The 12,406-nt window shown below is 67.1% G+C and carries 13 protein-coding genes and 1 tRNA gene; 4 read left to right on the forward strand and 10 right to left on the reverse strand.

Going from position 1 to position 12,406, the window contains the following annotated elements; translation table 11 throughout:
- Nucleotides 1-34: 34 nt before the first annotated feature.
- The 3 genes from J7E25_RS03230 to J7E25_RS03240 are packed head-to-tail and all read right to left on the reverse strand — an operon-like array spanning nucleotide 35 to nucleotide 3,010.
- Nucleotides 35-856 (reverse strand): carbohydrate ABC transporter permease, encoded by an 822-nt coding sequence (locus J7E25_RS03230; RefSeq protein WP_214867952.1) that lies wholly within the window; start codon nucleotides 854-856, stop codon nucleotides 35-37.
- Nucleotides 849-1,805, reverse strand: coding sequence for a carbohydrate ABC transporter permease (locus tag J7E25_RS03235; RefSeq protein WP_214867954.1), 957 nt, complete (start codon nucleotides 1,803-1,805; stop codon nucleotides 849-851). The genes J7E25_RS03230 and J7E25_RS03235 overlap by 8 nt, the downstream gene beginning before the upstream one ends.
- Nucleotides 1,802-3,010 (reverse strand): ROK family transcriptional regulator, encoded by a 1,209-nt coding sequence (locus J7E25_RS03240; RefSeq protein WP_214867956.1) that lies wholly within the window; start codon nucleotides 3,008-3,010, stop codon nucleotides 1,802-1,804. Before J7E25_RS03240 ends, J7E25_RS03235 begins: the two co-directional genes overlap by 4 nt.
- A gap of 163 nt (nucleotides 3,011-3,173) precedes the next feature.
- On the opposite strand from J7E25_RS03240, the gene J7E25_RS17725 reads away from it, so the two are divergent.
- The gene (locus J7E25_RS17725) at nucleotides 3,174-3,542 is read left to right on the forward strand and encodes a hypothetical protein (RefSeq protein ID WP_251038770.1); all 369 of its coding nucleotides are present in this window, start codon (nucleotides 3,174-3,176) and stop codon (nucleotides 3,540-3,542) included.
- A gap of 520 nt (nucleotides 3,543-4,062) precedes the next feature.
- Here J7E25_RS17725 and J7E25_RS03250 read toward each other — a convergent pair.
- The 3 genes from J7E25_RS03250 to J7E25_RS03260 all read right to left on the reverse strand — a co-directional run bounded on the left by J7E25_RS03250 (nucleotide 4,063) and on the right by J7E25_RS03260 (nucleotide 6,090).
- Nucleotides 4,063-5,505 (reverse strand): restriction endonuclease, encoded by a 1,443-nt coding sequence (locus J7E25_RS03250; RefSeq protein ID WP_214867958.1) that lies wholly within the window; start codon nucleotides 5,503-5,505, stop codon nucleotides 4,063-4,065.
- Nucleotides 5,506-5,762: 257 nt separating this feature from the next.
- Nucleotides 5,763-5,966, reverse strand: coding sequence for a hypothetical protein (locus J7E25_RS03255; RefSeq protein ID WP_214867960.1), 204 nt, complete (start codon nucleotides 5,964-5,966; stop codon nucleotides 5,763-5,765).
- Between the two features lie 49 nt (nucleotides 5,967-6,015).
- Nucleotides 6,016-6,090: transfer RNA gene (locus J7E25_RS03260), tRNA-Arg, on the reverse strand.
- A gap of 94 nt (nucleotides 6,091-6,184) precedes the next feature.
- Between J7E25_RS03260 and J7E25_RS03265 the strand changes: the two genes are divergently transcribed.
- Entirely contained in the window at nucleotides 6,185-7,228 is a 1,044-nt protein-coding gene (locus tag J7E25_RS03265; RefSeq protein WP_214867962.1) for a beta-propeller fold lactonase family protein, read from the forward strand.
- A gap of 57 nt (nucleotides 7,229-7,285) precedes the next feature.
- On the opposite strand, the gene J7E25_RS03270 is transcribed toward J7E25_RS03265, so the two are convergent.
- From J7E25_RS03270 to J7E25_RS03285, 4 genes are all read right to left on the reverse strand, one after another.
- Complete coding sequence (locus tag J7E25_RS03270) at nucleotides 7,286-7,996, reverse strand: CHAP domain-containing protein (RefSeq protein ID WP_214867964.1); 711 nt, start codon at nucleotides 7,994-7,996, stop codon at nucleotides 7,286-7,288.
- A 283-nt stretch (nucleotides 7,997-8,279) separates the two neighbouring features.
- Nucleotides 8,280-8,777, reverse strand: a complete 498-nt coding sequence (locus J7E25_RS03275) for an HNH endonuclease (RefSeq protein ID WP_214867966.1) — start codon at nucleotides 8,775-8,777, stop codon at nucleotides 8,280-8,282.
- A 371-nt stretch (nucleotides 8,778-9,148) separates the two neighbouring features.
- Nucleotides 9,149-10,003 carry a C40 family peptidase gene (locus tag J7E25_RS03280; RefSeq protein WP_251007177.1) on the reverse strand — a complete coding sequence of 285 codons (855 nt, stop codon included), beginning with the start codon at nucleotides 10,001-10,003 and terminating at the stop codon, nucleotides 9,149-9,151.
- A 208-nt stretch (nucleotides 10,004-10,211) separates the two neighbouring features.
- The gene (locus J7E25_RS03285; RefSeq protein WP_214867968.1) at nucleotides 10,212-10,904 is read right to left on the reverse strand and encodes a metal-dependent transcriptional regulator; all 693 of its coding nucleotides are present in this window, start codon (nucleotides 10,902-10,904) and stop codon (nucleotides 10,212-10,214) included.
- A 68-nt stretch (nucleotides 10,905-10,972) separates the two neighbouring features.
- On the opposite strand from J7E25_RS03285, the gene serC reads away from it, so the two are divergent.
- Both serC and J7E25_RS17730 read left to right on the forward strand, forming a co-directional pair.
- Nucleotides 10,973-12,088, forward strand: a complete 1,116-nt coding sequence (gene serC / locus J7E25_RS03290) for a phosphoserine transaminase (protein WP_214867969.1) — start codon at nucleotides 10,973-10,975, stop codon at nucleotides 12,086-12,088.
- Nucleotides 12,089-12,090: 2 nt separating this feature from the next.
- Nucleotides 12,091-12,348 (forward strand): DUF2530 domain-containing protein, encoded by a 258-nt coding sequence (locus J7E25_RS17730; protein ID WP_215009363.1) that lies wholly within the window; start codon nucleotides 12,091-12,093, stop codon nucleotides 12,346-12,348.
- Nucleotides 12,349-12,406 lie beyond the last annotated feature (58 nt).

Below are 12,406 nucleotides of genomic sequence, written 5' to 3' on the forward strand. Positions count from 1 at the left end.
ATGCTGGTATCTCCTTCGATATGCGGTGCGGGGGTCACTTGAGTCCGGCGTTCGCCACGCCCTGGATGACGTATTTCTGGGCGAACACGTAAAGGGCGAGCATCGGCAGGATGCTCACGACCGAGCCGGCCATGATCACGTCCCATTGGGTCGTGTACTGGCCCTGCAGCCCGGCGAGGGCGATCGGCAGCGTCTGCAGCTCGGGCGAGCGCAAGACGACGAGGGGCCACAGGAAGCTGTTCCAGCTGCCCATGAATGCGAACACGGCCAAGGTGGCGAGGGCGGGCCGGATGTTCGGCAGCACCACGGTCCAGAAGATTCGGAAGTGGCCGGCGCCGTCGAGCGTGGCCGCCTCGTCGAGCTCGAACGGCACCTGGTTCATCGCCTGCCGCAGCAGGAAGATGCCGAACGCCGAGGCGAACGTCGGCAGCAGCGCGCCGAGGTACGTGTCGATGAGGCCGAAGGCCTTGAGCTCGGCGAACAACGGCACGATGAGTACCTGCAGCGGGATCATCATCGTCGCGAGGTAGACGCCGAAGACCACCGTTCGACCGCGGAATGCGAGCCTGCTGAATGCATACGCGGCGGTCGCGCTCGTGATGAGCTGCACGAGCGTCGTGACGATCGCGAGGCCGATGCTGTTGCCGATGACCCGGGCGAAGGGCAACTCGGTGAAGAGCTCGCGATAGGCGTCGAGCCCGGAATCGGCCGGCCAGAGCGACGGCGTCGCACTGAGGCCGGCTCCGGGGCTGAGGGACGTCACGACCGTCCAATAGAAGGGGAAGAACATCACGAGGGCGCCGGCGATGACCACGGCGTGCAGCACGATGGAGCGACCACGGGTGGTCTCACGCATAGTTCACCCACTTGCGCTGACCGCGCACCTGCATGACCGTGACGGCGAGGATCACGAGGAAGAGCAGCCAGGAGAGGGCGGATGCCTCGCCAGCGCTGCCGTACCTGAATGTGAGGTCGTACACCTGCTGCACCACGACCTGGGTCGCGCCACCGGGTCCCCCGCCGGTCATCGCATAGACCTGGTCGAACACCTGGAACCCGTTGATGAGCGAGATGACGACGACGAAGAACGTCGAGGGCGAGAGCAGCGGCATCACGACCGACACGAGGCGGCGCCACCATCCGGCACCGTCGACCTTCGCCGCGTCGACGAGTTCGGGGTCGATGGCCTGGAGTCCGGCGAGCAGGATGACCATCACGAACCCGAGGTCCTTCCACGCCGACGCGAGGATGATCGAGGGCATCGCCCACGCCGGGTCGGTCCACCACCCCGGCCCGTCGATGCCGAAGGTCGCAAGGGTGGCGTTCACGATGCCGTTGCTCGGGTTCAGCAGCCACCGCCACACGATCGCGACGACGATCCAGCTCGTGACCACCGGCAGGAAGTACACGCCCCGCAGCAGGGACCGTCCCTTCAACGCGGTGTTGAGCGCGAGCGCGAGGGCGAGTCCTCCGAAGTACACGAGCGGGAGGTATCCCGCGATGTAGTACAGGGTGTGCGCGAACACCGCCCAGGTCGCGGGATCACCGAGCAGGTTCGCGTAGTTGTCGAGGCCGACCCATTCGGCGGGAGCGAGCAGATTCCACTCGGTGAGGCTGATCACGGCCGCGGCCACCATCGGGCCGAGCACGAAGAACACCAGTGGCAGGGCACTCGGGAGCAGGAATGCAACGACGACGAGAGTGTGACGGATGCCCCGACGACGCCGCGGCCGGAGCGCTCGGCGCGTGGCGGGAGACTCCGCGACGATCGGGATCGCCGCCGGCGGGGTCGTGATGACGCTCACTGGCGGGCCGCCTGTTCCACGAGCCGGGCACGGATGAGCCGCCCCTGGTCGCCGGTGAGCCCTTCGGACTCGAACGGGGTGGCGAGCACGAGCGCGGCGGCGCCCTGCGCCCAGCTGTCGTCCTGCCATCGTTCGACTTCGACCGGAATGCTCCGGCGGCGCGCCATGAGGTGCGCGCGGAACGCGGGCTCGAACCCTCCGGACCAGTGCGCCCAGGCCGCCGTGCCTTCGCCGAGCACGATCACGAGGGCAGGGTCGACGACCTGTACGACACCGGCGAGGGTTCGACCGAGGAGCCGGCCGGCGTCCTCGAAGACGCCGATCGCACTGGAGTCCCCTCGATCGGCGGCAGCGAGCAGCTCGGAGATGCCGGCCCCTGCGGGGAGGACACCGCGCTCGAGTGCCGCGGAGACGAGGGCGTCTTCGCTGATGTGCGCCTCGAGGCATCCGAGGTTGCCGCATCGGCATGACGGGCCCTCGTCGGCGACCGGGAAGTGTCCCAGCTCGCCGGCTCCACCCGACGCGCCGCGCATGATCCTGCCATCCGCGACGATGGCCGCGCCGACGCCGGTGCCGATCGTCACGATGAGGAAGTTCGCGGTCGTGCGCCCGAGACCGAAGAGACGCTCGGCAGCGGCGAGCGCGTTGACGTTGTTCTCGACGATGACCGGGAGCCCGAGCGATCGGCGCAATGACTCGCCGATCGGCACCTGAACCCAATCGAGCTGGGGCGCGTCGACGACGCCGCTGCCCGGGAGGTCGACGGAGCCGGGAACGCCCACGCCCACGCCGAGAAGCGGAGCGTCGGCGCCTCCGTCGATGAAGCTGCGGATGCGGTCGGAGAGCTCGGCGAGGGCGGTGGCCGCAGCGGCATCGAATGGCTCGCTCTGCGAGCGCAGCACTCGCCCGTCGATTCCCACCTCGACGAAGGCGATGTGGTCGGCGACGACCTTGATGCCGATCGCCCGCCCGCCGCCGGCCACGAGCCCGAGCATGCGCGCCGGCCGGCCACCGCTCGACGGAGCCGATTCCAGCTCGACGACGAGGCCGTCGGTGATGAGCTCGCGCGTGAGTTGCGTCATGAGTGCCGGCGAGACGGAGAGGGTGCGCGCCAGCTCCGCACGAGAGGCTGGCCCGCTCGCACCGAGATGCGCGAGGATGGCCGACCGGTTCACGTCGGTGCGCTCGGTCGAGCTGATCGCCATTGATTCCCTCTGCTTAGTTCAGGACTAAATAAACAGTAGAAGAATCTTCCGGAGAGGTCAATGGGCAGGCTGGCGGAATCCGCGGTCTCAAGGGCACCGACATCCGTACCGCTCGTCCGATTCTCTCTATGCCGAGCCGCTTGCCCCCAATATCCTGATGTGCATGGGCACGCTGTATCTCGGCAAGCTCCGACAGGAAGTCGAGATCGACGATTACACGCTCGCGCACGTGCATGCGGTGATCGTCGCGAAGTTCCGCGTGCACGAGAAGTTCATCCTCTCGTGGGAGCACATGGAGGCCGAGCACGGCCAAGACAGCTTCTGGCTGCATCCGGCGATGGAACTCTGGGCGACATTCGACTCCCATGAACGCCAGCACCTCGACCGGCGTTGGCTCGAAGAGCTCATGAACGAGTCGAACACCAACGGCGGCATCATCATCACCGACGAGATGTTGGCTCGGCACCGTCTCGTGGTGCTCGAACCGCTGCTGCCGCTCGAAGAGCGAATGGAGCTCACGCCCACGTCGTGATCGTGAGCCGCGGGCTTCGGGCTTGGCACCCCCTCACGCGCCCGCACGGACTGGTCGCCCACCTCGAGCGCGCTCGCGAACTGCGCCGCTGCGTGCTCGGCTCGCAGCTGAGCGAGAGCGCACTCTCGTTCATCAGGCGTCGTCACGAGGAGGGCGGGAACCCCGGCCTTGCGTACGACACGGTCGAGAAGCGCCTGAGGGATGATCTGGGCCACAATCTGTACAGGCTTCTCAACGAGCTACTGAAGCACTACGACGCGCTGGAGCTTGAGCAAGAATGGCCGGACAGCATGAGGAAGCTCATCGAGTTGCTTCACGATGCCGAGAAAGGCGGCACCGTGTTTCGCTATGCAGGCGGGCTAACTGACACACAGGAAGATGCGGACTTCCCCAACCTGGTAGCGCTACTCGGAGCTCAGATTGCCCGGGGCAGTAGAGGACTGAATCACCGAAATGGATGCAGCGTTACCCGACCCCGAGGACTACTACTGACTCGGTACCCGATCGGGTGCCATTGTTCTCACTCGCCGTCAGGTCGCGGGTCTTCCCAGTCTTCTGGCATAACGATCTTCGCGTCGATACCCGCGTGCTCCTGAAGCAAGAACAGAAGATTACCTCCGTCGATCAGTTCGAGCGGCTTGTTCTTCGCAAACTCGAAGCTCGCTGAGCCGTAGCCGCTCGTTGTGACCAGGATGCCTTTGCTGCCGCCCTCGTTCTGAAGAGTCCCGAACAAGTCGCGAACCGCTGAAACGCCAACAGTGCCCTTGTAGCGCTTCGCCTGGATTACGATCTTGCCTCCAAGAATCGGGCGAGGGTCATACGCGATCGCATCCACACCGCCGTCTCTTGAGGGACGAGTTTGCTTAGTGTCGAGGCCCATCTTCGAGAAGAGGTTCTGCACTAAGGTCTCGAACTCGTTCGGAGTTAGCTCCATCAGGTTTGGCCGAGCGTCGAGGTCAGCGAGAACGTCGCTGTCGGCCACGAAACGTGGGTCGGTCATGTCGAGTCGCACGATCGGACGAATCGGCGCAACTTCCGCTGGACTACGGGACACGACAGCCGATAGGTGCTTTAAGCACGCCACAGGATCGACTTCGGCGAATTGGATCTGCTCCAAGATGCTGCGACTTGAGACGACGCTCACGATTGGAATTGTCGTCATCACCCCCGTAGCAGGATCTGGCGCGTCAACGACGGCGTTCACTCCGACAGTCTCAACAAGTGAAGATGGCGAGAGCCGAATCGCTCCGTTGACGACGCCCAGAACGGCCTGAGCAACGAATACTGCGTACATCCGCTTGACGTCAGCGTCTGTGCGGTAGGAGTAGCGATGCTCGCCCGTGGTCTTCAGAAATCGGACGCTCTTCTCTGCGGGGACGACGGACTTTGGAGGTACGTCAAATTCCACAACGACTCGATGTGAGTCCGCGCTGTACGTGATGCGATGGCTGCCCGTAAGCGGGTCGAGCGTTCGCATAAACGCGGCAAATCGCGTCTCGAACAGTTGCCATTGAGCTTCAATGTCGCCCCGTGCGGATGACTCTTCGAGTTGCCTCACGCTCTCGTTGTAGTCAGCGGCAGCCCGTTCCTCGCCACGCAGCTTCAACTCGAACTGCTCTATCTCGCGTTGTCGTTCCGCAATCGCGGCCTGCCACTGACCGCTGAACTTCGCCAATGCAGCCTGATAGGTCGAGCTCCTCTCCGCGACCGCTCGACGTTTGGCCTCACCATAAAAGCCCCACGCGAAACGCTGCCACGCCGACAGATGCTGCGCTACTGGGAACGCGGGCATGCTGATCGGCGTCGGGCGGTTACCTACGTCCTTCGGGTCAAATCGCTTGCGAGGTGCCCAGTCGCGGAACTGCTCGGCCTTTCGAAGCGACCGAGAAAGGTGCTCAGCGACACCCGAGATGCGCTCTTCTAACTCGTCCGTGAGTTGGTCGATTACGTTGGAGACGTACAAGCCATCTCCTTTCATGGGGTGGAGTCAAGAATACTAATCAGAGCCCTCATGAAGACGCGCGGTTCTCCGGAGACCCTTGGCAGCGAGAGCGCGCGCTAACGCCTTCCCCATCGTTGACCCGGCGTTCACTGCGACGAAGCCCGTGCGGCTGGTGAGCCGCACGAATCGGCGACGGGCATGGCGGGGTCGAACTTCTCCCAGCGGTAGATGTCAGCGGCCTCGACTGCATCGGCCCGGCTTCGAACGCCCATGTGTGATCAAGCGCGTGCTTCGCGCATCGCCTCGGCGATCTCCAGGAGCGCAGCCGCGATCGCGATGTTCGACTGGGCGATCGCGGCGGACGCAAAGTCGTGCCGGTCATTGGCGTCCTTGACGTCGGGGCCCGTGTTCCGGTAGATCGCGGAAACCGCGCTCAGTGCGCTCTCGACGTGGGTTCGTGCAGAGTCTGGGGTGGCGTTCATGCCCGCACTCTATCCGCGTGTAATCACGGCGGGAAAGCCACGATGACGATGGTGCCCCTGGAGGGACTCGAACCCCCAACCCTTTCCTTAGGACGGAACTGCTCTTCCATTGAGCTACAGAGGCTGACCGCACGAGTCTACCGGCTGACGGTAGCGTGTTCAGCGATGCCGATCGGCACGGATGCGAGCGCGGCGGGGCCGCGGGAGAAGAGGCGAGCGTGAGCCGCACAGTGGGCGCGACGAGGTTCTGGGTTGGCGCGTCGACGATGGGACGGATCGGTTCGGCGGCTCGCGGCATCCGACCGCTCGATGTCACGGCCGACGGAACTGCCACCCTCGGCGCGTTCGTCGACGTCGGCCCCAACCCGATGTACCTCGTATTCTCCGCGGCAACCGGCGTGCTCGGCATCGTGCACGAATTGAGCAGCGGGCTCGTCTCGGCATGGACGATCGAGGGCGACGCCGCCCTCCCGTTCGGCGAGGCGGGCGCGACCGGCGCGGCTGATCCGTGCCATCTCACCTTCAACGAGGCGGGCGACCTCGCCTTCGCCGCGAACTACTCGGGCAGCCGGCTCTCGGTGCACCCGGTGGGTCCGGATGCCGCGGCCGAGGCCGTGCTCATCGTCGACTTCGAGGGTTCGGGCCCGAACCGCGAGCGGCAGGAGGCGCCCCACCCGCACCAGGCCGTGCTCGATACCGGACGTGATCATGTGCTCGTGCCCGACCTCGGCGCCGATCGCATTCGCGTGCTCAGCCTCCGCGACCTGCCCGTCGCACTCGAGCACTACGACGCCGACGACATCGTCGTGCACGCCGGCGCCGGCCCCCGTCACCTCGTGATCGACGGTGACCTCGCCATCATCGCGAACGAGCTCGACCGCACGGTGAGCATCGTCGATCTCGCCGCAGGGCGCGAGCTCGCGTGGGTGCCGGTCGACGAGACCGTCGAGCCGCGCAGTCTCGGGCTCTCCGCGATCCGGCTCACGCGCGACGGCATCGTGCTCGTCGGCGACCGTGACGCCGACGCGCTCAGCGCGCTGCGCTTCGACGCGGAGGCGCAGACCCTCGAACACGTGGTATCGGTGCCGACGGGCGGGCGGCATCCGCGAGACCTCCAGGTGACGCACGACGAGCGGTTCGCGCTCGTCGCCGACCAGGGCTCGGACTCGATCGCGATCGTCGCGCTCGAGCGCGGTGTGCCGACCGGCGTCGTCGGCACGGTTTCCACGCCCGCGCCGGCGTGCCTTGCACGGATGCCGTAGGCGGGGCGGGTTTCGATACGCGGCTTCGCCGCTCCTCAACCGCCGGGGTGGCGGGCGTCAGCCGGGAGGGTAGAGGTACAGCGCCGACCCGGCGGCGATCGTGCGCCGGTGGTACGAGTGGTCGGAGTTCTGGTTGTACTCCTCGAGGTTCACGCTGCCGTCGCCGTTGATCGACTGCACATAGGCCACGTGGTTGTAGGGGAACCAGGCGATCGCACCGACCACGGGCTCGCTGCTCGTCGGCCAGCCGTTGCGCTCCCACGCGTCGGCCCAGGAGTACGCGCTTCCGGCGCCGAGCGAGGCCCAGTCCCACTTCCACGGCGCACTCGTGACGCCGGCGTCGCGGTTCAAGCGCCACGCGGCGAAGTCGACGCATTCCCGGAAGTAGTACCGCAGGGGTGAGAGGCCTCCGCCGTAGTCGTCGGGCACCTGATCCCACCACGGGTAGTCGTCACCCTCGGCCTTCACGGTGTAGATGGCATAGCTGCCGGTGCCGCGCGATGCGAGATTCGCGGCCCATGCGGCGCGCTCGTTGGCCTCGGCCTCGGCCTTGGCCTGTTCGATCTCGGCCTTCGTGGTCACTGCGAATCCCTCATTCGAGACCGGCGCACCGCTCGCGAGCGATGACACCTCCACGTCTTGGGCCTCGGCGACCGAGAGGCTGAACGAGCCGGATGCGCCGAAGCTCTCGCCGCCCGGCATGAACGCGTACGCGGGCAATGCCACGGTGCCGACGATCGCCGGCACGACGAGCAACGTGGCGAACACCCGGGCCGGGCCGTTGCGCCGGCGAGGGGGGCGAGGGGCTGCACTCAGGGAGCGAATGGGGCGGGCTGCGGTAGCGCGAACGCGACCTCGATCGGCCGCTCGATGCCCGGAGCGCGGGTGCTGGTGGGCCTCGCTCGTGTCGTCACCGCTCAACAGCTGAACCTCCGGATGCCGCACAAGGCCGCGATGCAGCCCGGTGCGGAGTGGCTTGGTTGGTCATGGAGGGGCATGGGGCCCTCCGGACTCCCACCACCATAGGGCACGCTTCGTCGGTTTGTCACGGTCACGCGGCCGTGGCGAGGTACTCGTGCCACTGCGGCAGCGGGCGCTCGAAGCCGCGCACGATCCAGCTGCGACCATGCGGCATCCGCGGCGTGAAACGCAACTCCCAGCCCATCTCTGCGGGGGTGTGATCGCTCTTGATGTTGTTGCAGCGCAAGCAGCATGCGACGAGGTTCTCCCACGTGTCCCGGCCGCCGCGCGACCTCGGCAGCACGTGATCGATCGTGGCGGCCGACCTGCCGCAGTATGCGCACCGGTGCTCGTCGCGGCGGAGCACACCGCGCCGGCTCACCGGCACGGAGTGCGCCCGCGGCGTGCGTACGTACCGGGTCAGCACGATCACGCTCGGTCTCTCCCATGAGCCGCTCGCAGCGCACACCGGATTTCCCTCCTCATGGAGGATCACGGTGGCCTTCTGGTTCATCACGAGCAACAGGGCGCGCTTGAACGACACGACGGCAAGGGGCTCATACCCCGCGTTGAGCACGAGAGTGCGCATGGAGTGCCTTTCGATCGGGGCTGGATGGCTTCCAGCCGCGTGAACGGTTCTGCGCTCCGAGGACGCTGCGGTGTGCTGGCGGGGCGGTGTGAGCGGTCGAAGCCGAAGCACGCGAATCGCCCGGAAAACAAAGAACGGGCACCGTCATGAAGACAGTGCCCGTCGGCGCGTTCGCCCGGTTCGTGTTCGGCTGACTGCTGCGCCGTTGGTGGAATTGCGCGCGCGCGTCCGTGGAATGGATGCTGCGCGTCTCGACCATCGGCTTTCCCCTGCCCGGCTCTCGGATCGTCAGGGTTCTAGGGTAAAGCACGAATTGCGCGCCGGAGACCTCCGGCGCGCAATTCCCGCTTCCTGTCACGCGATGTTCACACTCAGATGCCGATGCGCACGATGTAGTAGTCGCTCGTCCAGATGGGCTGGACCCGAACGGATGCCCCTTCGTAGGGCGCGTGCAGGATCATGCCGTTGCCCGCGTAGAACCCGTCGTGGCCGGGCATGATCACGAGGTCGCCCGGCTGCGCGTCGGCTTCGGAGATGCGCGTGCCCATGGCGCCCTGCCCGGTGGAGGAGTGCGGCATGCTGACGCCGAACTGCGCGTAGACGTACATGACGAGGCCCGAGCAGTCGAAGCCCGCAGGGGTGGCGCCGCCGTAGACGTACGGGACGCCGATGTACTGGGTCGCGACGTTGTAGACGCTGGCGAGGTCGAAGTTCGGGTACGGCGGGCTGGCGAGGAAGTCGCCGACCGAGGGGCCGCTGTAGGAGGCGGCATACGAGGTCATCGCCGTCTCGGCTGCGACGCGCGCCGCTTCGGCGGCAGCCGCGGCTTCTGCTGCGGCCTTGATCTCGGCCCCGCTGACGGCGGCGTAGCCGTCTTTCGTGACCGGTGCGGCGATGACATCGTCGGCGACGTCGACGGACTGGGCCTGGGCCTTCGTGAGCTTGGTCGCGTCGGTGGCGGCGAACTGCGGCCCTTCCGAACCTGGCGCGAACGCGTAGGCCGGAATCGCGAGCGTGCCCACGATGCCGGCGGCGACCGTCATGACGACGACGTTCGCGAGACCGCCGCGGCGGAGCCTGCGCGTGGTCGACGGAAGCGGCTTGGTTGCGACCTTGTGTGCGAGGTCTGGACTGGGGGAAGCGGATGCCTTCGCGGCGACGATCGCCTTCGTTGCGGCCCCGCGAGCGGGGTTCCTGGTGAGACGACGCCGGGAGAATCGAGCCAAAACTTTACCTCCGTCGCCCCACGACACCGAGTGTCGCCCCACCGGATGCGCGCGATGGCGCTTCACGGGTTCCGGATCGAGCGGCGGGCAATGGGAGGCTCTCGATCCTGTTCCGCCGACGGGCTTCTCGTCAGCGGACTTGACCGAGGATACGCGAGGCTCACCCGAATGTCACATTCTGATCACGGCGCGGCCGTGATCAGGCCTTTTACTCGCTGACGAAGATGTGGCTCGCGACCTCGGTCGGCAGCTCGAGCGCGCCGTCGACGCCGTCGACCTGCACGAGCACGTACCCGCCGGCCTTGCTGAATGACGCCATGGCGCCCGGCATGATGCCGGCCTGCCTCATCTGGCCGAGCAGCTCGGGGTCGAACTGCACGGGCTCGCCGAGACGGCGCACGACGCCGCGCACGGGCTCGTCGCTCGCCGAGACGGCGTCGAGCACGCGGACCACGCCCGTCATGAACTTGTCTGCCGGGGGGAGACCGAGCTCTTCGAGCCCGGGGATGGGGTTGCCGTAGGGCGACTCGCGCGGGCTTCCGAGGATCTCGATGAGGCGCCGCTCGACCTGCTCGCTCATCACATGCTCCCACCGGCATGCCTCGTCGTGCACGTACTCCCACTCGAGGCCGATCACGTCGGCGAGCAGCCGCTCGGCGAGGCGATGCTTGCGCATGACGTGCACGGCCTTGCTGCGACCCGCGGGGGTGAGTTCGAGGTGCCGGTCGCCGGAGACGATGACGAGTCCGTCGCGCTCCATGCGGGCGACCGTCTGCGAGACGGTGGGACCGGAGTGGCCGAGTCGCTCGGAGATGCGAGCCCGCAGCGGGACGATGTTCTCCTCTTCGAGATCGAGGATGGTGCGGAGGTACATCTCCGTCGTGTCGATGAGATCGGTCACCCGTGATTCCTCCTGCCGCAGTCCGTCACCAAGCCTACCGGCCTCCACCCCCTCGCTAGAATCGACGCATGCCGAGCCTCGTGATCCCTCGTGACCTGCTGCCCGCCGACGGACGCTTCGGCTGCGGCCCCTCCAAGGTACGGCCCGAGCAGCTCGCCCACCTCGCCGAGTTCGGCCCCTCGATCCTCGGCACCTCGCACCGCCAGGCCCCCGTGAAAGACCTCGTCGGCCGCGTGCGCAGCGGATTCGCATCGCTCTTCGACCTGCCCGACGGCTACGAGGTCGTGCTCGGCAACGGCGGGTCGACCGCGTTCTGGGATGCCGCGGCATCCGGCCTCATCGACCGTCGTGCGCAATTGCTCTCGTTCGGCGAGTTCGGCGCGAAGTTCGCGGCCGCGGCCGGTGCACCGTGGCTCGAGGCCCCTGACGTGCGCAAGGCCGATCCCGGATCGCGCTCGAGCGCCGAGCCCACCGAGGGCGTCGACGTGTACGCCTGGCCGCAGAACGAGACGTCCACCGGCGTCATGGCGCCGGTTTCGCGCATCGCCGGCGACGACGGCGCCCTCACCGTCATCGACGCCACGAGTGCCGCGGGCGGCATCCTCGTCGACCCTGCCGAGTTCGACGTCTACTACTTCGCCCCGCAGAAGAACTTCGCCTCCGACGGCGGCATCTGGTTCGCCCTCATGTCGCCCGCCGCGATCGAGCGCATCGAGCGCCTCGCGGCGAGCGACCGCTACATCCCCGAGTTCCTGTCGCTGAAGAACGCCGTCGACAACTCGCGCCTCAACCAGACCCTCAACACCCCGGCCCTCTCGACGCTGCTGCTGCTCGAGAACCAGCTCGACTGGATGAACGGCTCCGGAGGCCTCGCGTGGGCCGATGCGCGCACTCGCGAGTCGTCGTCGGTGCTCTACGACTGGGCCGAGCAGACCGCGGTGGCGACCCCGTTCGTCGCCGACCCGGCGCACCGCTCGCAAGTCGTCGTCACGATCGACTTCGACGAGTCGACGGATGCCGCGCGCCTTGCCTCGGTGCTTCGTGAGAACGGCGTCGTCGACACCGAGCCGTACCGCAAGCTCGGCCGGAACCAGCTTCGCGTCGCGACGTTCACCGCGATCGAGCCCGACGACGTGCGAGCCCTCACCGCGTCGATCGACTACGTGCTCGAGCGGCTCGGCTGAGCATGCGGCTCTGGCTGGGCGAGAGCGAGCGGCGGCCCGATCCGGCGCCGGCGCGAACCGACGCCCGCACCGCGCTCGCCGTCGGCACCGCCGTATGGCTCGTGGCGCTGATCGTCTCGGTCGTACTGCAGGCGCAGCTCGATGCCGCCGGACTCGGCTGGTTCACGGCGGCATCGATCGCGGGTGTCGTTGCCGGGCTCCTCGGACTCACCGTCGTGTTCCTCGTGCGCCGGCGCGTGCGCCGCTCGGCCGGCGACTGAACGAGCCCGCCCCCAGGGGGAACGGGCCCGTCATCATCGTCGGGGTCCACGAACCCGA

The sequence above is a fragment of the Agromyces sp. ISL-38 genome (assembly GCF_018613935.1).
Lineage (GTDB): Bacteria > Actinomycetota > Actinomycetes > Actinomycetales > Microbacteriaceae > Agromyces.